Annotated in this window: 16 protein-coding genes; 12 read left to right on the forward strand and 4 right to left on the reverse strand. The window is 47.1% G+C overall.

Features of this window, described 5'->3' with window-relative positions; genetic code table 11:
* The coding region (locus tag ABHU32_RS02690; protein WP_346978833.1) for a C39 family peptidase at positions 1–1,204 on the forward strand (1,204 nt) is incomplete at its 5' end.
* 61 nt (positions 1,205–1,265) lie between these two features.
* Here ABHU32_RS02690 and ABHU32_RS02695 read toward each other — a convergent pair.
* On the reverse strand, positions 1,266–2,207 hold the full coding sequence (locus ABHU32_RS02695) for a DMT family transporter (protein WP_117798349.1): 942 nt from the start codon (positions 2,205–2,207) through the stop codon (positions 1,266–1,268).
* A gap of 2 nt (positions 2,208–2,209) precedes the next feature.
* Positions 2,210–3,982 (reverse strand): phosphotransferase, encoded by a 1,773-nt coding sequence (locus ABHU32_RS02700; RefSeq protein ID WP_346978834.1) that lies wholly within the window; start codon positions 3,980–3,982, stop codon positions 2,210–2,212.
* Between the two features lie 165 nt (positions 3,983–4,147).
* Here ABHU32_RS02700 and ABHU32_RS02705 point away from each other — a divergent pair, with 165 nt between their 5' ends.
* The 10 genes from ABHU32_RS02705 (at position 4,148) to ABHU32_RS02750 (ending at position 18,429) form a co-directional block, all read left to right on the forward strand.
* Entirely contained in the window at positions 4,148–6,319 is a 2,172-nt protein-coding gene (locus ABHU32_RS02705) for an NlpC/P60 family protein (protein ID WP_346978835.1), read from the forward strand.
* Between the two features lie 42 nt (positions 6,320–6,361).
* Complete coding sequence (locus tag ABHU32_RS02710; RefSeq protein ID WP_346978836.1) at positions 6,362–8,431, forward strand: L,D-transpeptidase family protein; 2,070 nt, start codon at positions 6,362–6,364, stop codon at positions 8,429–8,431.
* A 107-nt stretch (positions 8,432–8,538) separates the two neighbouring features.
* Positions 8,539–9,486: a glycosyltransferase gene (locus ABHU32_RS02715; RefSeq protein ID WP_158566237.1), complete on the forward strand. Its 948-nt coding sequence runs from the start codon at positions 8,539–8,541 to the stop codon at positions 9,484–9,486.
* A gap of 44 nt (positions 9,487–9,530) precedes the next feature.
* Positions 9,531–10,775, forward strand: coding sequence for an MATE family efflux transporter (locus ABHU32_RS02720; protein ID WP_147326478.1), 1,245 nt, complete (start codon positions 9,531–9,533; stop codon positions 10,773–10,775).
* Positions 10,776–10,779: 4 nt separating this feature from the next.
* Positions 10,780–11,640, forward strand: coding sequence for a LicD family protein (locus ABHU32_RS02725; RefSeq protein ID WP_158558654.1), 861 nt, complete (start codon positions 10,780–10,782; stop codon positions 11,638–11,640).
* Between the two features lie 33 nt (positions 11,641–11,673).
* Entirely contained in the window at positions 11,674–12,819 is a 1,146-nt protein-coding gene (locus ABHU32_RS02730; protein WP_346978837.1) for a glycosyltransferase family 4 protein, read from the forward strand.
* A gap of 112 nt (positions 12,820–12,931) precedes the next feature.
* Complete coding sequence (locus tag ABHU32_RS02735; RefSeq protein WP_158564980.1) at positions 12,932–14,908, forward strand: DUF2142 domain-containing protein; 1,977 nt, start codon at positions 12,932–12,934, stop codon at positions 14,906–14,908.
* Positions 14,909–15,223: 315 nt separating this feature from the next.
* On the forward strand, positions 15,224–15,970 hold the full coding sequence (locus tag ABHU32_RS02740; protein WP_117786522.1) for a glycosyltransferase family 2 protein: 747 nt from the start codon (positions 15,224–15,226) through the stop codon (positions 15,968–15,970).
* Positions 15,970–16,323 carry a DUF2304 domain-containing protein gene (locus ABHU32_RS02745; RefSeq protein ID WP_117786521.1) on the forward strand — a complete coding sequence of 118 codons (354 nt, stop codon included), beginning with the start codon at positions 15,970–15,972 and terminating at the stop codon, positions 16,321–16,323. The genes ABHU32_RS02740 and ABHU32_RS02745 overlap by 1 nt, the downstream gene beginning before the upstream one ends.
* A 258-nt stretch (positions 16,324–16,581) precedes the next feature.
* Complete coding sequence (locus ABHU32_RS02750) at positions 16,582–18,429, forward strand: N-acetylmuramoyl-L-alanine amidase family protein (RefSeq protein WP_117786520.1); 1,848 nt, start codon at positions 16,582–16,584, stop codon at positions 18,427–18,429.
* 191 nt (positions 18,430–18,620) lie between these two features.
* On the opposite strand, the gene ABHU32_RS02755 is transcribed toward ABHU32_RS02750, so the two are convergent.
* Together ABHU32_RS02755 and ABHU32_RS02760 are read right to left on the reverse strand one after the other, a co-directional pair.
* The gene (locus tag ABHU32_RS02755) at positions 18,621–21,047 is read right to left on the reverse strand and encodes a glycosyltransferase family 2 protein (protein ID WP_346978838.1); all 2,427 of its coding nucleotides are present in this window, start codon (positions 21,045–21,047) and stop codon (positions 18,621–18,623) included.
* Between the two features lie 426 nt (positions 21,048–21,473).
* Positions 21,474–21,899, reverse strand: a complete 426-nt coding sequence (locus ABHU32_RS02760) for a hypothetical protein (protein ID WP_346978840.1) — start codon at positions 21,897–21,899, stop codon at positions 21,474–21,476.
* A 581-nt stretch (positions 21,900–22,480) separates the two neighbouring features.
* On the opposite strand from ABHU32_RS02760, the gene ABHU32_RS02765 reads away from it, so the two are divergent.
* On the forward strand, positions 22,481–22,622 hold a 142-nt coding region (locus ABHU32_RS02765), incomplete at its 3' end, for a sugar phosphate nucleotidyltransferase (RefSeq protein ID WP_346978841.1).

The raw sequence follows: 22,622 nt of genomic DNA on the forward strand, positions 1-22,622 counted from the left end.
GGCGACCGGATGGGTCCTCGACGGCGGGACCTGGTACTACGCGACTGGCTCCGGCGCCCTCGCCTCCGGCTGGCTCAACCTAAACGGTGCGTGGTACTGGCTCGATCCCTCGACGCACGCCATGGCCACGGGCGTTCAAACTATCGGATCATGTGAATACATATTTAATAGTACCGGCAAGATGATGGCTAATTGCTGGTCAAACGGTGATGGGTCTTGGATGTATCATTCGTCATCCAGCGGCGCAATTGACCTTAAAGGCATCATGACCGATTCGGGAATCCAGCTGATTGACGACGACGGTAATGCCAGAACTGGTTGGATTGAGAGTCAGGGTGCTCGATATTATTGTTCTGCTAGTGGAGTAATTCTGACTGGGTGGCAGCAAATTGCTGGGTCTTGGTATTACTTTAACCCGGATGGTCGAATGGCGACCGGCTGGCTTAACGATGGCAGCAACTGGTACTGGCTGGATTCCGCTTCTGGCGCGATGAAAACGGGATGGCTTTCCCTTGGGGGCACATGGTATTACCTTGATGTCGCACGTGGGGGAGTAATGTTGAGTAACGGTTGGTATTGGATCGGCTCTACTGACTACAAGTTCAGTTCATCCGGCGCAATGGTTGGCGCTTGGGTCGATGTCCCGTGCTATTCGCAGTACCCGGAACTTCCTACTGGCTGTGAGTCGGTTGCCCTTACAAACTTGCTTAACTACTATGGTTTCGGTTTAGGTAAGACGATTATTGCGGATTACTATTTGCCCAAGGGAAGCAATGGCAATTTTGTTACCGCTTTTGATGGCAATCCAAGGCGTAGCAGCGGGGGTCTCATGGGATGCGTCGCACCTGCGATTACTATTGCTGGTAATAACTTTCTGCGTGCTGCTGGAAGTGGCAAGCAGGCAAAAGACGTTTCTTTCTCGTCAATTTCTTCCATTAAGAACAGGCTGACCTGTGGTCAACCTGTTGAGATGTGGAATACCGAATGGGGAAGTTGGCCAGGAGGCCGTTATGCTGCGCGTTGGTATAACGGGCATTCCTATGGTCTGTGGGGCGGTAATCATGCCGTAGTCCTTAAAGGCTATGATGACGAGCAGGGAATTGTCTATCTTTCGGATTCGATTAACGGCAATGTTACGCGAAATGCCCAAGTGTTCTTCGGCACGTGGCAACAGATGGATAGCCAGGCCGTGGTAATTGAATAGCCATGATGCTAAAAGGGGAGAGCTCGACGAGCTCTCCCCTTTTGCTACTTTGTTAATCTAGCTACGCCGTCTTCTTACGTCCAAATAGTTCGTCCCAGTTACTGGCTGCCAAAACTGTTCCGCATACAATTACAACGCAGCAGATTACGGATGCCATGTCGGGAATTGTTCCAAGCAAGATCAGGCCAAAGACCACTGACCATGCCGAATAGGAGATATTCAGAGCCATCGCACGCGCTGCTCCGATTGCCGCAATGCCCTTGTAATAGAACAGATAGGATGCAGTTCCTGCGAGTCCGGCGAGTGCAATAATCAATGTGGGCATGCTTGGGATAGCGCCCAACGTGAAATGCCATGCTCCGAAGAGGGGGAGTACGAGCACTCCATAAACAAGTGCACTTGTAGTTTCGCGGATTTGCAAAGCCGTTTCGTCATCAACGGCATCATCTTTCATTCCCCATGCGCACAGCACCGCTTCGGATCCCCATCCAATAACGGCAAGCACCGCCCCGAGTAAGCCGAGGGGGGCATTTGCAATCTCACTCGACCCGGCCGATAGATAGCCCATCGTCATTACGCCGCAAAGAGCAACGAGAAGGGAAAGAATCTGGCCTTTGCCCATTTTCTCCTTCAGCAGCACGAAGGAAAGGAATGCTCCGACTGCGGGATAGAAGGCGGAGATGATTGCCGTGTAGGCAGCTCCGATGTTATTAATTGCCAATACGTAGCCGGTCATTCCGATAGGTCCACCGAGTAGAGCGCCGGCGATGACGACCTTGCCCGAACGAGTTTTAAGTGCAGCGAGCGTGTCTTTCAGTCTGCCTCGGACTCCCATGTAGCCAAAGAGCCAGATTGCACAGAAGGCATCATGGAGAAAGGATCCCGCAATGGAGGCGCATGCAAGCGCTTCCGCCGATCCAATATAGGGCGCAAGCGCCAAGCCGATTCCAAGAATTACTGTATCAAGGCCCCAAAGAAGACCGCTAAAAAAGCCGAATTGCATCGTTACTCACCTTTCCGATAGATCTCCAGTGCCTTTTTAAGGTATTTGGCACCGTAATTGAAGTAGATATAGAGCCATTCGCCCACGAAGTCGCCTTCGGCTTCTTTCAGAAGAGACCAGAGGTACCAGCACCATCCTGCAAGGGCAATGTGCGCATAGTTATGCGCAATTTCGTTGTTTGTTGCCCTGCGCCCAAAATATGCATCAAGCGCGCGGTCGACTTCATCTTCGGAAAGCTCACAGCAGACACTGCAAGTTCCAAAATCGTTCGCGTAATCGCTCATGCCAGCATATTCCCAGTCAATGAGATAGTACTTGTCGTTTTCATCGATAAGAAAATTGAGGTAGAAGAAGTCATTGTGACAAAGGCATTTTGGCGCATTGTCGGCCTGAACAAAGCGCTCCAATTCATCGATTTCGGCGGCCATTTCCCTGTAGCCTGGAATGTCGATGGGACCTTTTTCCAGAAGAAGTGATTCGTAGCGCTTCGCTTCGAGGTAGAAGTCAAATTCGGTTTCGACGTTTGCACCGCTCTCGTGAAGCGAACGACACATCTGCATCATTCGATTCATTTGGGCAGCATCGTGTGGATTAGGCTGCTTTGCGTTGGGTACAAACTTCGAAATTTTCCAACCGCGCTTTGGGTCCTCATGGATGAACGTATCGTCAAGGCCGAGTTCCTTGGCCTTTTTAAGTGCGGCTACTTCTCCATTTCTGTTAATAAGCAGTTCGGTTCCGACTCCCGGATGGCGGTAAACGTACTCTCCATCATTGGTTCTAAAGTGGCACGATAGGTTCGTAAGACCTTGTTTAAGGGGATAAACGTCGTGAATCTCTGATTTGGAGCAGCCGAGCACTTGCTCGATGTTATCGAAAATATCGGAGTCAACGTTTTCGATAAAATGCGGATCAAAGGCACGCAGTTCATCAAGAGAATCGAATTCGTTGATCTCGCCCTCAGGATACTTCTTGATAACCATATCGAGCTCCTTGATGTGCTCGATATATAGATCTTCCCAAAGCTTGTCCGTTGTTTCGGGCTTGTTATATTCCGTTTCGAGAATCTGCTTAAATGCAAGCGAGAAGGCTTTATCAAAGTAGACATGTCCAAGCATATACCAAGCATCGGAACCGCCAATCGTAACATTGGTGATTCTGTCCATTGCTCCGGTTTGAATGCACCATTCTTTGGTGGCGCCTTCAGCATATTGAGCAGAATAAAATGCTTTCCAAACGTATGCTTCAAACGGATTGTTTAGAAGGTAATCATCGCTTGAGCAAATATAGGTGTTGCCAAGCCGCTCTTTTACGCACATAAGCGATGCGTGGTTATTTTTGGATGCATATTCGTTGTTGACGACAATCGAGACGCCGAACTTGCTTTCGAGATAGAAGAAATATTCTTTTTTATAGCCGACAACGACGGTGATATTGCTGATACCTGCGTCTTGCAGCTGCCTAATCTGACGTTCGATGAGAATCTCACCACGTACCTTTAAAAGGCCTTTGGGCTTTTCATACGAAATGGGAGCAAAGCGGCTCGAAAGCCCCGCAGCCAATATCACTGCGTTTTCAACCTTATAGGGGTGAAGTGCTTCGTAACCGCTGTCGGTTAGGCTGTCCGATTCGAGAAGGCCCTCATTCGTAAGCTCTTTATTTGCTGCGTTTACCGATCCAAGTGAGAGGCCAGTGCGCTCGGCAACTTCTCGCTGGCTAGCATATGGGTTCTTTAGGTATTCGTACAGAACAGTAAAGTTACGCTTGGTCAGTTCCACTGCAGGCCTCCAATTAAGATGTTCATTGCTCAGGGAAAGAATAGAATGATTGAACGATATGTTCAATTTAATATATTTGTCTACATAGACTGAACAGACAGTAACGAAAATCAATCCTGGAATGTGGATTAAAATAAATAAATGAGATATCTGGGAGGGTCGCTTATGTATCGATTCGAAAAGAAGGCCACGCTTGTTTGTGCTGCCGCGTCATTAATCACTGCTTGCTGCTTGCCCCTGAGCGCGAATGTCGCGTTTGCACAGGATTCCGTTGAGGCTCAGAGTATTGAGTCAAAAGCGGATTTTTCTTCTGTGGTTTCCGATGATTTGCAACCTGATAATTCTTCCGTCATAAAAGATGGCTGGCAACGAGACGAGTCGTCTGGAGTTTGGTATTACGGAAAAAACGGTAAACACCAAACTGGCTGGCTGCAAAGCGGGGGCTATTGGTATTGGCTTGATCCAGCCAATGATGGTGCAATGCAGACAGGTTATTTCAATGTGACCGATGCTGGTGGATCGACTGCTTCGTTTTATGCGAATGACGGCAATGCCGCAACGCCTTTTGGCGCGCTATATCAGAACTGCTGGCTACGTAACTCAGATGGAAATTGGTTTTATGCCAATGCTGGAGGCGATTTAGCTGCTGGTTGGTTTTATCAAGACGGCACATGGTATTACCTGGATCCTGCCACCAATATAATGCAGGTTGGTTTTGTCGACCTCGGGAGCTGGAAATACTATTTAGATGCCACTGGTGCTATGAAAACCGGCTGGATTCTCGTTGACGGGAATTGGTACTGGGCTTATTCATCGGGTGCCCTTGCTTCGTCATGGCAAACGATAGGTGGGGCTCGCTATTATTTTGACTCACAGACGTTCATCATGTTTAAGGGTCGTCAAAAGATTGATGGAAGAACCTACATTTTTGGTGACTATGGTCTCGCAAATGGATGGTACAAAGACGGAGTAGATTGGTATTACTGCACTAACGGTATTGCGGCCACTGACTGGAAACTCGTTAACGGCGCTTGGTATTATCTCGACCCAGCTTCCGATGGTAAGATGTCCGTTGGGTATTTAGACCTTGGCAATGCAGCTTATTATTTAAAGCCTAACGGGGCTATGGCTGTTGGTTGGGCTCAGGTCGAGGACGGCTGGTATTTCGCCTCCCAATCTGGTGCACTTATTTCTGGCTGGTATAAAGAAGGCACAAGCTGGTATTACCTGGACCCTGTTAGCCATCTCATGAAAACGGGCTTATTTGAGGTGGACGGCAACGATTGTTTTGCAAACCAGAGCGGTAGGCTTGTGGTTTCAAGTTGGGTTACCGTTAATGATGGCGTTGATAGATACGCTGATGATAATGGATATCTTTGCAAGGATGTGATTCGCGAAAATGGCACTATCCTAAAAACCGCTGGAGCTGATGGTTGGCAGGTTGCGTCCGGCTGGGTTAATGTCGCAAATCTAAGGTTTTACGCTGAGCCCGGAACGGGTGCCATTCATCTTGGATGGCTACAGATTGACGGCGATTGGTATTGGCTTGATGCCGATTCTGGCGTGTTGAAGACCGGATGGGTTTTTACTGGCGGTGCATGGTATTACCTAAATGCTGACGGAAAAATGGCAACTGGTTGGAAATGCCTGAATGGAACATGGTATTACCTTGAGTCCAATGGAAGCATGCATGTTGGCTGGCTTAAAGATTCGGGTAAGTGGTATTGGTTAGACGGCAGCGGCGCTATGGCAACGGGCGCAAGGACCATCGATGGCGTTCGTCGAGTTTTCTGGAGCGATGGCCAGTGCGACAAAGTTGGCTGGCAAAATCCATCCCAGTATCCTCAGGTCAGTTCTTGGACTGTTCAGCTGCCTAGCTATTGCACCGGATACTTTACCTATGTGACCCCTTCTCGCATCTCTGTCGAGGCAACGCGGGAAGATTGCGTGAACGCCTTTATCCAGCGCGCCTATGAGTATATTGGTACGCAATATATTGAGCCTTGGTCTACCGCTCCCGGTGGAGCTGTTGATTGCTCTGGTTTTGTCTTGCAGTGCCTTTATGCTACTGGCATGGATATGGGTGTTTACAACCCTTATAACCATCGCTGGGATCCAAGCCAAACCTACAATTCCATGAATTGGTATCGAAGTAATATCTTTATGCCCGTGAGTGCGAACTCAATTCAGCGTGGCGATGTGATTTATTATCGCGGGCATATCGCAATTGCACTTGGCGGCGGTATGATGATTGACTCCTGGCCTCATCAGGGCGTCGGAATTCATTCCATTAGCGCAAGGGGAAATGTGATCGGCGCAGCCCGTCCGTTTATTTAATTGATTTGCTGCAAGCCGGTCGATATCGGTTGGGGGCCTGGAATGAATGTCTGGATTGAACATCGAATTTGTTGGCGAGTAATTGGCTTGATGCTATTTTCCGCCTTGCTCTCAGTTTCCGTCCCCGCATTTTCTTGCACTGCCTATGCCGTGGAAGAGGGGGCGGATAACGGTGTCGTAGAGCGCGACTCGACAGGAGGGTCGGGAGCATTTGTCGGTGGCGGTTGCTCTCAAGACTCCAGTGATTGTGCCGGCAAAACAACGGAAGATTCGAGCCTACAGGTTGTCGAAAGTCAAGACCTGTCGACGACAGAAAAACTATCTGGATGGCAATGGAACGGTTTGTCCTGGTACTACTATCTTGACGGCTGTCGTTTGACCGGAATGCAGAATATTGACGACTCGTTGTACTACTTGGACCCCGCTCGTGACGGCGCAATGAGCTGCGGCTGGATTTTTACTGAAAATAAGTGGTATTACGCGGGTCCATCAGGCGCTTTGGCAAGTGGTTGGCAGTTTATAGGAGGTCAATGGTACTGGTTTGACTCCCTTGACAGCTGTTCTATGGCTACTGGTCGACGTGTTATTGATGGGCACCCTTATCTTCTTGGAACCTATGGACTGATTAATGGTTGGTGCCTTGATAACGGTTTATGGTATTGGGGTAACAATGGTGAAGTCTTAACCGGCTGGTTTCAAACTAGCAATAATTGGTATTGGCTTGATCCCGCCAATGATGGTGTTATGTCTAGAGGAATCGTTTCTGTCGGTTCGTCTCTTTACTATTTATCGGATTCCGGCGCAATGGCTGTTGGTTGGGCGTTTGATGGGACGGACTGGTATTACGCTGACGGTTCCGGCGCACTTGCATCGGGCTGGCGTTTGGTGAACGGCGTTTGGTATTGGCTCGATGTCGCAAATGACAATAGAATGGCTACCGGCTTTTATGTCATCGGATCCAACCGGTATCATTTTTCTTCAACGGGAGCGTTGTCACTTGGCTGGTTTATGAGCAATGGAGACTGGTATTACGCTGAGCCTTCTCAAGCGTCGGGCATTATAAAGACTGAATGGCTGAAGGACGGTGGTCAATACTATTATCTCGATCCTGCCGCCGACGGTAAAATGCTTCTTGATCATTTTTCTGTAAATGGGAAAAGCTATTATGCAAAAGCTTCAGGCGCTGTTGCTTGTCGTGAATGGGTAGATGTCCAGGACTCGGTTCAGGATGAGCCATCTAAGGCTTTTGCTGGTTCTGATTGCTCATTGTGTGGAGCATTGCGTAATGGAAAACTGTTTACATCAAACGGCGATGGCGAATTGGTCGAAGCTCACGGGTTTGTGATGCTTGGAGGCTGCAAGTTCTATGCTGATCCAACCGATGGCTCCCCCTGCGCTGGATGGAAGAACGTTAACGGAAAATGGTACTTTTTTGATGAGACCGCTGGCTATGCACGATCTGGCTGGCTGTACAAGGATGGCTCCTGGTTCTATTTAGATCCGTCCACTTATGCTATGAAAACCGGTTGGGTTGCCGTTAACGGATCTTGGTATTACCTGAATTCGTCTGGTTTCATGCAGACGGGATGGCTCAATCTGGGCGGCACCTGGTATTGGCTTGACGCTAGCGGCGCTATGGCTACTGGCTGGCGCGTTGTGGACGGGTCCTGGAATTACTTTATGGCAAACGGCGCGTGGGTGTCAGACTATATGGATGCTAAAGCTCAAAGTTATTCAAGCAATACAAATTGGCTGATACTTGTCGATACGTCGCGTTGCATTACGAGTATTTACACTGGATCTTGGAATAACTGGTCCTTAAACCGTCGATATGTATGTTCGACGGGAAAAGCTAGCACACCTACGGTGATAGGGGAGTATCAAGTCTACGGAAAGGGATATTCCTTTGGGCATGGATATACTTGCTATTACTACACGCAGTTCTATGGTGATTACTTATTCCATTCCTCACCCTACTACGTCAACAGCAACCGCGTGATGGATCCCACGATGGGCGTTCCATCCTCTGCTGGATGCGTACGCCTTGAGATTCAGAATGCAAAATGGATTTACGATAACATTCCTTATGGAACAAAGGTTGTTACTTATTGATATTAGGCACTCGTTTTAAGAGACAGGGATAAATACTCTATTTTTAAAAGAGTTTCTTTTAACTGAGGGTGCTTTGATAATCTTTAACAATGAATTTGGGAGGATTTTTGGAAATAGAAATGGGAAATGATATTGGCGTATGCGTACTTCTCTCAGCTTATAAACCCGATCTTAAGTTTTTCGCGGAACAACTTGATTCGATAGATAAACAAACGTTTCCGCTTACGCTTCTAGTTAGAAATGACTGCCCTGAATCGGATTCATTAGAGCGGTTTATCCAAGCGCATATAACGAAAAACGCCTATCGGTATTATCACGGTGATAATAATCTCGGTTATGTCAAATCGTTCGAGGCGCTGCTCTCCTTGGCGGAAGGGGATTACGTAGTACTTTGCGATCAGGATGATATTTGGGAGCCTAATAGAGTTGAAGTTTCGCTCAACCATATGCTAGAAGAAGGCTCAATTCTAGATGTTTGTGATAGATCGGTAATTGACGAAAACGGAAATATTCTGGTAAAGAGTTATAGGAAAGCTCATCCTAATTCGCCGGAAGTAAATTGGTGCTCTGGAGAGGATATTACTGTACAGGCCGCAAGCGTATGTTACGGCATTGGTATGGCTCTCATGTTAGATGCGAGTGCGGCGAAGTCGATGATTCCCTTTCCGGAATCGACTGCACATGACTTGTGGTTGACATTGGGTTGCAGTGAACTGGGGAAGTGCAGCTTTACTATGACTCCTTTGGTTAAGTATCGTCGACATGGTGGTAACGAAACTGGATTCCTTGCAGGTGTTTCTTCAAAAGATGATTGGTATTCGACAAGAGTTAAAAACAGGGTTGATACTGCTAGGCGATTTGCCGATAGATTTCCCGATTCACCGCATCTAAAGGAAATATTGGGGTTCGCTGAAGCAAGGGAGCGGCGCTCCATAATTGGTTTACTTAAATACCGACGAGCTTGCCCGTCTATCGCTAAAGCAGATATCATTATACGTCTTGTGCCGAATTGGCTGTTTATTTTGATTTTAAAAGAACTTAAAGCTGCGAGATAGCTCCGTATCCTCATTTTGACAGGTTTAGAAGGGCGCTTATATTTGTGAAGGCCACAGAGAAGACTCTTTCGATTAAACATAATATGTTCTGGAATACCGTCGGTTCGTTGACTAATTTAGGCTGTCAGTGGCTTATCACCATTTTGGTCGTTCGGCTGTCTGATGGATATAGTGCTGCAGGCATTTATTCGCTGGCTATGTCTATTTTCAACATGTTTTCTCAATTAGCCCAATACAGGATGTACACGGTGCAAATTGCAGATGTTGAAAGGAAAAACTCTGCTGGTGAATACCTGACTTTTCGTTTCTTTACTACTTTTATAGCGTTTGCAATGTTAGCCGTCTATTCCATTGCAACGTGTCGTATTGGTACGGTGCCCGCTATTCTTCTGTATGCTCTCTATAAAACCGCTGGCTTAGTCATTGATGTCATGCATGCTAATGATCAGGTTGGTCATAGGATGGACTATATTGGGAAATCCCTCATAATGCAGGGCATCGGCTCTCTCCTTTCATTCATTCTTGTCTTTGGATTTTTTAATAGCCTCGAAGGTGCACTGTTGCTTATGACGGTAGTGACAATAGGCATCGGAGTTATTTACGATTATCCAAGATCAAATCGGATTTCTGCAATCAAGCTTGGAATTAGCCGAGCGAAGGTCAGAGCCTTCCTATGTAGCTGTTTGCCCATCGTTCTGGGCGGCATTGCTGCTTCTGCGGCGCCGAATATTCCCAGGCAGTATTTATCATATTCATTCGGAGATTCTGCTCTGGGTATTTATGCATCAGTTGCTGCACCTGTGGCAATTATCCAAATGGGTGCGACCTATATTTATAATCCTTTATTAGGTTATCTAGTAGAGCGTTACCATTCTAGAGAAAAGTCCTTTTTTTCGCTCATAGGTAAAATACTTGCTGGCATCTTTTTTGTCGGTGTCATATCTTCAGTTGCCCTTTTCTTTTTCGGTAAATTATTGCTGTCACTGTTTTATGGCGCTGGAATAGCTAAACATACCGATCTCCTTCAGCCTATGTTGGCTTGTGCCTTTTTGACTGGCATCGCTTGGTTTGTCAACGATTTGTTGGTTTCTCTTGATAATTACCGAGGGGTATTTGTTGGCAGCATGCTGTCCTTAATTAGTGCTGTCGCTGTTATGGCTCCTGCGCAAATGCTGTTTGGCTTAAATGGCCCTACTGTATCGGCGCTTATATCCAATGCCATTTGCCTTATTTATCAGTCTTCTGTTTTGGGGAAACAGACGCAACAATGGTTCGGGGAAAAGAGATAGGCCGATGATGTCTAAAGCTCACGCGCTATTAAAGCTTCAAAACACTGAATTGGATATCCTTCAGGTTGTCGCCGCATTCTGCTCTAAGCACGGCATCAGGTGGTGGCTTGACGGTGGAACATGTTTAGGAGCAATGCGTCATAGGGGGTTTATCCCTTGGGATGATGATATAGATATCGGAATGATGCGTTCAGATTATGACCGCTTTTGCTCTTTAGCCGAGGGTGGGTTACCGGAAGGATATTCGCTCCATACATCGCGGAATACTACTGGCTATGCTGCGATGTTTGCTAAGGTGTATCGCGATGGAACTCGCTTCGAGAATCAAGAGGCTCGAGAGGCTTCCAGTTCGATGGGCATTTTTGTCGACATCTTTCCATATGACCAGCTCTATACAGATAAACGCCTTCGTGCAAAGCAAGTCCGAACTGCATCAATTGCACAGAAAAGAGCCTATTTATATCATTCTTCTTCCATTGTTGTCCCTCATAAAGGGTTCCTTGGTCAACTCGAGCAAATTGGTTGTTCTGCTATGCACGTGGTGGAACAACTGGTTTCTCGAGGCGCATGCTCTTACCAGGATTTGTTCGATTCCTGTATTGCCGACTCAAATACGGGTGAGGTCTCTGATTACTGTCTGACGTTAAGCTGGCCGAATATGGCGCCAGTGCCTATTTCAGAGATTTTCCCTCTGAGCAGCGCGGTTTTCGAAGGCAGTGAATTCCCTGTTCCTCGTATGACGGATAAATATCTTACAACGATGTATGGCGATTGGAAAAAAATACCGTCACCGGATAATCGACATACCCATCTTCCGCTCTTGCTCGACTTTGGAGATGGGGAAGTCTGGACGGCACAGAATTAAGGATATGACATCTATATCAGATGAGGTTATGTGATGAGCTCCTCTATTTGTATTTTCACTCACCATTATCACCCGCAACTTAGTGGAATTGGTAATTTTGTCGATGGTCTCGCTCATGCCTTGACTGCACGCGGCGATAGGGTGGTTATCGTTACTAATGATTCGATGCGCGTGGGAGTCGGTCATTCAGTCGAAAACGGCCTGGAGGTAATTCGTCTTCCTTGCATTCCGTTACTTGATGGAAGACTTCCTCTTCCCAAAAAAACCAGTGATTATTACCGACTCCTGCAAACCCTTGATGATTATGAGTGGAATGGTGTTCTGATAAACACGAGACTTTTCCCTCTCTCGCTCGAAGGGCTGAAGTTTGCTGCGGATCATAGTGCTAAGGCTGTTGTTCTCGACCACGGCTCAGCGTATCTCTCTTTCAATCAGCCATTTCTTGATTATTTTGTTCGCCGATATGAAGATTGGATTACTGATCGCGTAAAGTCGTTTGAACCTGATTTCTATGGGATTTCTTCTAAAAGTGTTGAATGGCTTCAGCACTTTAATATCACTGCAAAAGGCGTAATTTCAAACTCAATCAATGCCTCATTCTATAGGAGTATTTCTTCGGGGAGAGATTTCCGATCTGAATTAGGTATCCCTCAGTCATCTTTAGTTGTGGCTTTTGTTGGGCGGTTTATTCCTGAAAAGGGAATTTATTCAATTATTGAGGCAGCTCGCGCAAAGGATATTACCAAGCGTGATATTTGTTTTGTTCTTGCAGGGGATGGTCCGCTGGCCAATGAAGTCAAGGAAGCCTGTTCGTCGAACTTGTTTTGGCTTGGGAGATGTAGCGCAGAGGACATTTCCTCCTTACTTCAGCAAGCAGATGTGCTTTGTCTTCCAACTCGGTCCGAAGGCTTTTCGACGGTACTTCTTGAGGCTTCAGCTTGCGGAACTCCTGCTGTGGTAACAGATGTGGGAGGCGCGCACGAGCTTATTCCAGATGATAGCTACGGCACGATAATTCAGTCCATGTCATCTGATGAGGTGGTTTCGGCATTATGCAGGCTTTTTGATGATCGAAAGCTGCTTTCTCTACAGTCTCGAAACTCTAGGGCCCTTGTTGAAAATCGATATAGCTGGGACGCCACTGCTATAGATGTCGAGAAGGCGTTTTGTATTTGCTAAGTGATACTTGGCTGGCTTTTACTTAGCTTTTGAGTGAAGTTGGATCTAAGACCCGAATTTGTTATTGTCGACTTATCCTATTCGATTTTGTCTTTAGTTGGAGATGCACGTTTTGAATAATCCTGCAATTAAGAAAAGCGAGTACGCGCTTGCCATCTTTGGGCTGGGACTTCTTTTGTTAGCTGTCGCGACATCATTGCACTATAAGAATTTAAATCTATTCATTCTTGAACTCTTTTGCGATGTCGTTGCTGTTGCGTGCTTATATTTGCAACCGAAATCACAGTCGAGCGGTGATGCTATTCGTCAGATAACCGTTCTCGTCGCGTCCAGTATCCTCAGCAGCTTTCTGCTAGTTTTCATCATATTGGCTGGCGCGAAGACGTTTGGCCCCTTCGGTCTTGGTGCATGGAATATCTCAGGTCTGGTTATATGCTTTCATTTAGTTTTAGCGTTCCAGGGAATTGAGCTTTGCTATGGCCTGATGAAGAGCTTCGTAACCTCGGTTAAGAAAACTGATGCTAAGAAGTGTTTCTTTTATTTGGCGGTTTTTGTTGGCTTTGCTGTTTTAATCGCTTTTATTGGCATTCCGCTCGATAAGTCAAAGACGGTGTTGTTCGCGTCTGCTTTGCCCATTACGGTTTTGATCGGATTGATTGCTATTAATGGGGGCATTTCTTATCTGAAGCCCGAACTGTTCGCTTTCGCATGCATTGTCTCAATTGGTCTATCCGTAATTATTTGCTTTCCCGTTACAAATTTTTTGACATGGGATGATGAGGTCCACTATGGAAATGCAAACAGTTTTTCCTACCTCACAAATGCTGAAATAACAAATTCTGACCGAATGATAGTCGAGCAGTTTTATATGGGGGACGGCTTTAGTTTGGATGCAGCTTTGGGTAAGTACCCAATAGATGAAACAAGAGAGTTTAACCGTGGCTCTGTTGAGCAATTGGTCAGAGAGGCTGATAAAAATGATTTAGCTGAAGGTATCGAACGTTTTAATTGTTTTGATAGTGTGGCTCTTTCTAAAATTGCCTATATTCCTTCATCTATCGGCCTTTGTTTGGGTCGCTTGCTTCATCTCCCATTCTCTATCAAATTTGCATTGGGTAAAATTTTTAATTTGTTTGCGTATGCAGTTATCTGCGGAATCGCAATTCGTATAGCCCCTTGCAGAAAATGTCTTTTCACTTGTATTGCGTTGTTCCCGTCTGCTGTGTTAATGGCAGCCAGTTACTCGTATGATCCCTGTGTGATTTCGTTCAGTTTGCTAGGAACAGCTCTTTTGTTGAAGATGCTTATTTCTGAAGAGGATATTTCTGCTAAAACGTTCTTCGCATTTCTACTATCTTTTGCAATCGGGTTTGCAGCTAAAGCGATTTATTTTCCCTTATTTGGACTTGCGCTTTTAATTCCTGCAAATAAATATGTTTCAAGCAAGCAAAGACGTATCTTGATTGGTACTGCTCTATTCGTTTGTGCCATTATGATCCTATCTTTCTTGACGCCATATTTCTCATCTGTCGTAAATAATATTTCTGATGCACGTGGTGGCTCCGAAGTCTCTACGGCTGGTCAAACGACGGGAGTGCTTGCAAATCCAGTTGGAACTATAGCTGTAATCTCGAATTTCGTTTTTGGATCGATGCTGACCCCGGCGTTTCTCAATTCAATATCAACGAATATGGCTTATCTTGGGGACGTGTCTAATCTGTTCCCATGGCTTTCGTATCTCCCCATCATGCTGTTTGAAGCTATTTGCATTATTGATAATGAAAAAGATACTAAAATAAAGCTTAGCCGTTGCGGAATTGTTTGGACTCTATTCCTGGTTCTTGCTACTTGCCACCTAGTTGCTTTGGCTCTATACATCGCTTTTACAGGAGTTGGAAGCCAGACAGTTGCGGGTGTCCAAGCGCGATATCTCATACCTTTGATAATACCTTTTGCCTGTCTATTGCTCAGGTTCCCTATTTACTGCGATGAGGAGGTGAAGGCTAAAGTTACAGCCTTTATGCTCGGGGCTCCATTTGCGCTGCTGTATTTTGTGATGTTCGAGCTTCTGTATATCCGTTTTTTCTAAATTAGCGATATAGGTCATGGTTATAGTAGGAGTGGGCAATTAGTTGGATTCGATTGGATCGAATGGGACGGCGTTGAGGGTTCGCTCAGGACATGCGCCCCGTATTTGAGGCAGAACTGCAAGGGGTCCTTTTCCTGCGGTGATGGATGGGGACTCCATATGTGCCCTAGTTGAGCAAGCTAAATATCTAAGCTTGAGATGTAACTTCCTAATGGTTAGACAGGATACAGTAAACTTAAGTCTGAGTTAAGCTATGCGTTGGACTGTAAGAGTCGCAAATTCTTTGGGCGTCGCTAAGAGCCAACTGTTTTTGGAATGGATGAATCTCGATTGTCTTTTACTTCAACGACATGTTCAAAAGGACATCTGCGTGTTCTCGTAATAATTCCTGCCTATAACGAACAGGAGTGCATTCTCAATACCGTTGCAGCTATAAAAGCTGCGGGTTATGACTATGTCGTAATCAACGACGGCTCACAAGATACAACGCTTGAGCTTTGTCGAGAGCATGGTATCAACATATTGGATTTGCCGCAGAACCTTGGTATCGGTGGAGCGGTCCAAGCGGGCCATAAATATGCCCAGAGATTTGGCTATGATATCGACATTCAGGTTGACGGCGATGGCCAACATGATCCTTCTTATATTCCTGAGCTTGTAAAGCTGATTGAGAGCGGTGCGAGTTTGGCGATAGGCTCTCGATTTCTGGTTGAGACTGATGGTTTTCAATCAACTTTTATGCGTCGTGTTGGAATCAGGTGGCTTTCATTTTTGCTCGAGTTGCTTACGGGTAAGGTGGTCACCGATCCCACTTCTGGCTTTAGGGCCTGCAATAAAGATGCTATCGACCTGTTCTGCAAGAGTTATCCTGATGACTACCCGGAGCCAGAGTCGATTGCTTTGGCTATGAAGCTTGGTCTTCCCGTTATGGAAGCGCCTGTAAAGATGAATGAGCGCCAAGGTGGACGTTCATCTATCGGGGGCTTCTCTTCCGTCTACTATATGGTCAAGGTTACGTTAGCCATTGTCCTTGTGTGCTGGGTTCATAGGGGAGACAAATAATGAATCTTATTTTGAGGATTGGTGCGGCCCTCTTTTTCGGCGGATTCCTCGTCTATGTTTTACGTCTCGTGTCCAACGGAAAGATGCTTCTTAAGTACTCTTTGCTGTGGATTTTGATGTGTATGGCGGCCTTGATCTGTGATTTATGTCCTCAGATTATTTATAGTTGCTCAACAGCTATTGGGTTTGTCAACCCGGCCAATTTCCTTTTTTTGGGTGCAATCGTGCTGTTGCTTGCAATCTCTCTGTCTCTTAGCGTTGCCGCGAGTCGTCATGTTTTGGCGATCAAAAACCTTACTCATAGGATTGCCCTGCTCGAAAAAGAGCTTGAGAAAAGGTCTGATCATGAATGAGCTCAATACATGGTTTGATTCAGTTCCTTCGGCTATCCCTCATTAGGGCTCCTAAGTTTGTGCACCATTGATCGCGCTCGACTGCTGGTTGTGGATTGTCTAACAAATAGACAATCCCTATGTTGAGTGTCTTATCGTTTTATCTGGTGCAACGTATCAAGCGAGTTGTCTTGCATATTAATTAATTTGGGAACTGCATCTCTGGGTCGACTGCATCTGGATATTCAAAGGTTAATTTGATTTGGCGAGAAGAGAAAAATGATGAAAAATCGACATCTGAGTTTAATCAGCGTGGTTTGTCTAACATCTATTTGTTTTATCTCTCTTTTATGGCCCGCAATCGCATTTTCATTAACTGAAGATTGCGTGGCTGAAGGCACTGATGGCTCTTTGGTTCAATCGGGTCAGGAAGCATTTGGGACATCAGGTAGCGATCGTTTGACTTTGGATTCCGATAATTTCAAAGCATCGATCGATTCGTCGATATATGAATATACTGGCGATGTGATTACTCCTGATGTCTCTGTTTTGACTGCCAGCGGTTCTGTGCTAGCAAGCGGAATCGATTATGAAGTCACGTATTCAGATAATGTTGCCCCTGGCTGCGCCACTATAAGAGTGAATGGGCTAGGGAATTACGCCGGCGTTACCTCTCAACTGTCGTTCCAGATCGTTCGTTCCTCTGATAATAACATCGCTCTTCCTGGTTCTTGGGCCTACCAAAACGGTAAATGGTGGTGGAGATATGAGGCTGGTGGTTGGCCGTCAAACTGTTTTCTGTCCATTAGAGGGGCGGAGTATTATTTTGATTCCGAAGGTTATGCAGCTACTGGCTGGAAATACTTGAACGATGGCTGGCATTTATTTTCTAACTCCTGTGCACATTTGAAGGGATGGGCTGCCACCGGTGGGCGCTGGTTCTACCTTGACGAGACATCGGGTTCAATGAAGACCGGCTGGGTTTTAATTGATGATAGCTGGTACTATTTGGACAGTTCGGGCGCTATGCAGACCGGGTGGTTACTCCTTGGCAATACTTGGTACTGGCTTGAGCCTTCTGGATTAATGGCTACGGGCTTTAGGCTTGTTAACGGCTCTTTGTATCATTTTTCAGAATCCGGTTCTATGAGCTCCGGTTGGTTTATTAACGATGGGGCATGGTATTGCTCCAACGCATCGGGAGAGATTCGTACCGGGTGGTTTTACAATGGTTCTAGCTGGTATTTGCTAGACCCCAATAATAATGGCGCCATGCTGGAAGGATTTCAAACTGTAAATGGCTCCATTTATTATTTGGATCCGGATAGCGGCGGTGCATTAAAGTGCAACACTTGGGTCTTCTCACAAGATGAAAACGTATATTATGCGTGCAGCAGTGGTGCGATTGTGCTTTCGGGCGTCAAGGACGGCGCGGGTGGAATTAAGCTCAGGGATCCCGAGGGAAAGCCTGTCGCTGGCTGGTATTGGTCCTCAGCTGCACAGGTGTGGTTTTACACAGACTCAGATGGGGTTCTGCAGCGCGGTTGGCGATTCATTGACGGTAGGTGGTATCACCTCGACAACGAATCCGGAGCCATGAATACTGGCTGGTTCCTCGATGATGATGGAACGTGGTACTACCTTATGTCTTCTGGACAAATGGTAAATGGCTGGAACAGAATTGGAGACTCCGAGTATTTCTTTAATGCCTCAGGTGCTTGGGTGGAGCCTGAGCACTCCGCGCGCGCCTCCTTGCAGTCCCAGATCGTTAATCGTTGCCATAGCGTTCCTTCTCCTGGGGCGGGACTGTGCTCGGAGTGGGTTAGCCATGTGTTTTACCCCGTGCTGGGGTCATATCCCAACGGCGACGCATGCGACATGTTCTGGAATTGGTGTTACAGCCGAGATATATCTCAGCTTAAAGTTGGAATGATCGTTGCGGTCCCTACGCATACTCATACAAGTGCTGGTGCCCGCTGGGGCCATATTGCTATTTATATCGGAAACGGTATGGTTATGGATAACATCGGTTACATCAGGACAACATCACTTGCTTGGTGGCTGAACTACTACCACACTACCGCTATACCACAGTGGGGCTGGGTTTTAAATACGCCTTTGGAATGATGCGGATTCTGGCCAGCATGCGGAATCAACGCCTGCTTGTGTATCGAATCACAAACGCTTCTTAACTGTATATCATGTATGGAATGCAATTATTCATAGTAAGGGAATCGAGGGTTGACCCTCGATTCCCTTATCTATTAGTCGCATTTTAATAAGGCTAAAATTAGAAAGCGCAGAATTAAGCTAACACTTTATAAATGATAGTAGCGATTTCCGGGTTCTCCCACGCTGAAATTTGGGTTAATGTACGGATCGCCTTCGACATAGTATTTTGCCCAGCGATAATTCATGTATGCGACTTCTTTGTGGAACCGAATCTGCTTTTCCGTATTGTTTTCAACGCCTCTAGAAATCGACTCGTAGTGATAGAGCTCGACTTCGGGCGTGTATACGATCAGGTCGTTAATCTCGCGTAGCTTTAAGCAAAAGTCAACATCATTAAATGCAACTTGAAGCTCTTCGGTGAAACCTCCGACTTTCTCATATTCGCTACGCTTGGTCATTATGCAAGCTGCAGTGATAGCGCTGAAGTCTTGTTGCGCATCGTTGAGTGCAAAGTAGCCCCAATTATTCCTTGGCATGCTCTGGCAAAGATGTCCCGCCACGCCGCCAGTGACGCATAGGCCCGCGTGCTGAATGGTGTTGTCGGGATAGTAGAGTTTTGCACCGACTGCGCCAACATCCTCACGTGCGCAGATGCCAAGCATGGTCTCGATCCAATTGGGCGTAATTACCTCAGTATCGTTATTCAATAGCAAGAGATAGTCGCCCTTGGCGTGAGCAACGCCAAAGTTCATGAGCTTGGAGAAATTGAATTCGTGTTCCCAAGTTACAAGACGAACGATGTCAGGATATTTTGCTTGCAACTTATCGTAATAATCGAACGTCACCTTTTCTGTGCTGTTGTTTTCGATTATGACGAGCTCGTAATTGTCGTACGTTGATTTCTCAACAATTGATGTAATGCAGTTGTTCAGAATGTCGGCGTGGTCTTTAGTCGGGATGATAATTGACACGAGTGGGTGGGAATCTGGCACAGCGTAGGTTACTTTATATGTAAAGGGACGACGCGCTTGTTCGACCTTCGCATTGAGCCCAAGCCTGTCCAAATGACTCTGGACCGCTTTGATACCTGCGATAGTGGCATACGGCTTGCTATCGGCATTTGCTGCGGTGGAGGTCTCGCTTAGGCGCCAGTGGTATAGAACCTTCGCAACATGATGAACTTTCCTTGCCTTTTCCACGGCGCGGAGAGTCAGATTATGATCCTGTGCTCCATCGAACTCTTTTGTGTTCGGCTCTAGAGTGTCTAGCAGGGACTTACGGATGGTAAGCATGTGGCAGATATAGTTATTGTTTCTGAGCAGATCGATATTGAAATCCGGCTTAAAGAACGGCTGCGCTAACTTTCCATCGGGCATGAGTTTATCTTCATCACAATAAAGAAGATCGACGTCATTATTGTTTTCAATTGCCTCGGCATATGAGAACAACAAGTCCGGTTCAAGAATGTCGTCATGGTCAAAGAAGCTAACGAAATCGCCCGAAGCTACGGCAACGCCTGCGTTTGTGTTTTCGGAAATACCCTTATTTTCGGTAAGATTAATTGACTTAATTCTGTTGTCGCGGGCTGTTTCCTGCTCAACGCGAGCCTTTAGTTCCTGATTGTCAGGGCTTGCATTAACTAGGAGGAGCTCCCAGTTTGCATAAGACTGGTTTTTTACGGATTCGACCATATCGTTAAAAAACGAAATCGGCGTGTTGTAAAGAGGGACAATGATGCTGAATTTCGGAGCGCTATTGAAGACGATTTTTCTCTGCTTCTCCAGTGCGCCAATGGTTGCCTTATGCTCTGTAAACCATTCGGGGTATTCAGGGTCAAACTGCGCATGGGTAAAGAGGAGGTTGGTCTCCTCAAGAAGCAAGCCTAATTTATCAGGCGTTAAGCAGTCAAATGCACTGAATGATGGGTGATTTTGATCGTCAATAATAAAATAGTAACGATCAAACGCCTTTGGCATGCGGATCGAGAGCTGCGTTTCAAGTTGCTTTTTCTCGGATGTAAATCCAACGCTCGTTACATTTGAACCGAAATTGACTATGCTCAGCCCAACCTCATTGAGGAACCGGTCGAGGCAGCGAAGTTTGATTTGCGAGTCATTGCGGTACGGTGTTCTAACCGTGCACCTCAGGATATACTCGTTTGAATCTTCGATGCACTGCCAAAAATCAATCGTCGCCATCTCAAACTCTGAAACGTCATCGTAATTTCGGAGTTTGCTGCACATGTCAGGTTTAATTTTGTAGTTAAGACGCGACTCCCATTTGATGTTCTTGCAATTGAGCGAAAGGGAGTCGCTGCTCAGGTTGCAACCGTCTTTGCCGATTTCGTTAAACTCAATTTTAATGGCTCGGGTATCGGGGTCGGGGATTACAAGAACGTATGAGTTCGATTCGCCGTTATTGTCCTTGAATTTTAGAAGAGACAAAGGTAAGCGGCGGTCGTCATCCGTTGCCGCTTGAGCTTTTATGCTGGAGCCTTCATGGATGCCTTCTATTTTAAGTTGCTGGTAGATTTTCCAGTTTCCTCTGCATACTCCGGTTGTTTCGACTCGCATTGTTTGCCTTTCGTTTGTTGGACACTGCTCATTGTACTTATTCACTTCATGTCTCGCTATAAATGCAGAGAGGAGTTCCGTGATTTCTGGCATTCTTAGATGTGTCGCTATGAGTTCGTCAGACGCTCCGTTCCGCTGTGTTAACATCGAAGAGGACATCTACGTACATCACGCTTTCTGTCGCTGTTGAGGTTCAGGTTATTGTCCTCGCGGCGCTCTGCTTCCTAGTCGTTGCTCATTTCGGGTCCATTGACTTCAAGGGGGTTATTATGAAAGTTGTCTTGTTTGTTGGAGGGGTTGCAAGGGTCCTAGGCGGGGGCTGCGCCCAACGAACGGATTGACGTGACGTGCGAGGTGTGTCCTAGGCCCGGGGGTTCGAATCCCCCGGCCCCCTCCGTAAAGAAAGAACCGCCATTGGGGCGACCCTTATCTCCTGGGGTGGCCGATTCGGCCGCCGCCACTCTTGTCCAGGTCTGCGGACCTGTGTTCGTCCTGGAACGGAAACAGGCTCCTCGCTATCACCCAGAGTATTCCGATGATCTCGGCGGTCGTCGCGCCCATCCAGGAAATTATCACCTCGGTAGGGATTTCGCGCTGCAGCCACATGAGACGGGCGGTGTACGCGACGACGAGGGTGTTGCATGCGACCAGCTGCCACTTGACGCACTTGAGCGCGGCCTTTCCGAGTTCGGACCGAAGGTCGTTCTCCGCCTCCATCCTCTTGACCACGCTCTCGGCCTGGGCCGCCTTGGCTCGCCGTTCCCGCTCCTCGCTCGAGCATTCGACCCTGACCTCGTCTAAATGGGCGCTTTCGATGGGGAAGACGTTTGCTCTCCTTTGTGCCGAACCCATGAGGTCGATTGCCTCTTGTGTCCCTTTTGGTGACCTGCTTCCGCGCTGGTCTGCGCTATCGCAGCCCAAGGTTTTCCACCCTATGGCCCACGGCGGTTACGGATACGTCGAGTATGTCCGTCATCTCACCGATGCTACAATTGCCCGCCCAGAGTTTCGCTACGACCTGTGCCGGCATGAGGAGCGCGGCGGCAAACGAGTTCGCCCATATCTCCTCGGGGTCTGTCCCTCGAGACGAGAGGGCGTCCCTTCGCTCAATGACCCCAGCAACCTCCCCGTCTCCTAGGTTTTGGTACGAGTGGATGTAGAGGCGCTCCGTCACCTCGCACGCCGTTATGTGCCCACCGCCTCATCCAGCTCGTCCGCGACCCTGTAGTGCGTGTTTGTGTCAATGGCTAACTGAACAGCGCATTGGACCAAATATGGTCCAATGGTTGGAGTCTTGTGGTCCGTAAGGACGTGAACCAAAGAGGCTGCATGCTTGGCTCTCTCCGTCCTTCTTTTGTGCAGTTCTGCAACCTAGGTTCGGCCTCGCGTATACTTATATCATCTGTGTACACCCAACTCTGGAGGTCCAACCTATGAAAGGCATCATCCTCGCGGGTGGCTCGGGCACGCGTCTGTACCCGCTCACGCTCGTCACCAGCAAGCAGCTGCTGCCGGTCTACGACAAGCCCATGATCTACTACCCGCTGTCCACCCTCATGCTGGCGGGCATCCGCG

The sequence above is a fragment of the Collinsella aerofaciens genome, assembly GCF_039758965.1.
Lineage (GTDB): Bacteria > Actinomycetota > Coriobacteriia > Coriobacteriales > Coriobacteriaceae > Collinsella > Collinsella aerofaciens_BR.

Excerpts from the sequence above, each read along its gene's own strand:
- ABHU32_RS02710 (WP_346978836.1), top strand. The coding sequence starts at position 6,362 with ATGAATGTCTGGATTGAACATCGAATTTGTTGGCGAGTAATTGGCTTG.
- ABHU32_RS02695 (WP_117798349.1), bottom strand. The coding sequence starts at position 2,207 with ATGCAATTCGGCTTTTTTAGCGGTCTTCTTTGGGGCCTTGATACAGTA.
- ABHU32_RS02705 (WP_346978835.1), top strand. The coding sequence starts at position 4,148 with ATGTATCGATTCGAAAAGAAGGCCACGCTTGTTTGTGCTGCCGCGTCA.
- ABHU32_RS02755 (WP_346978838.1), bottom strand. The coding sequence starts at position 21,047 with ATGCGAGTCGAAACAACCGGAGTATGCAGAGGAAACTGGAAAATCTAC.
- ABHU32_RS02725 (WP_158558654.1), top strand. The coding sequence starts at position 10,780 with ATGATGTCTAAAGCTCACGCGCTATTAAAGCTTCAAAACACTGAATTG.
- ABHU32_RS02750 (WP_117786520.1), top strand. The coding sequence starts at position 16,582 with ATGATGAAAAATCGACATCTGAGTTTAATCAGCGTGGTTTGTCTAACA.
- ABHU32_RS02740 (WP_117786522.1), top strand. The coding sequence starts at position 15,224 with ATGGATGAATCTCGATTGTCTTTTACTTCAACGACATGTTCAAAAGGA.
- ABHU32_RS02730 (WP_346978837.1), top strand. The coding sequence starts at position 11,674 with ATGAGCTCCTCTATTTGTATTTTCACTCACCATTATCACCCGCAACTT.
- ABHU32_RS02760 (WP_346978840.1), bottom strand. The coding sequence starts at position 21,899 with ATGGGTTCGGCACAAAGGAGAGCAAACGTCTTCCCCATCGAAAGCGCC.
- ABHU32_RS02745 (WP_117786521.1), top strand. The coding sequence starts at position 15,970 with ATGAATCTTATTTTGAGGATTGGTGCGGCCCTCTTTTTCGGCGGATTC.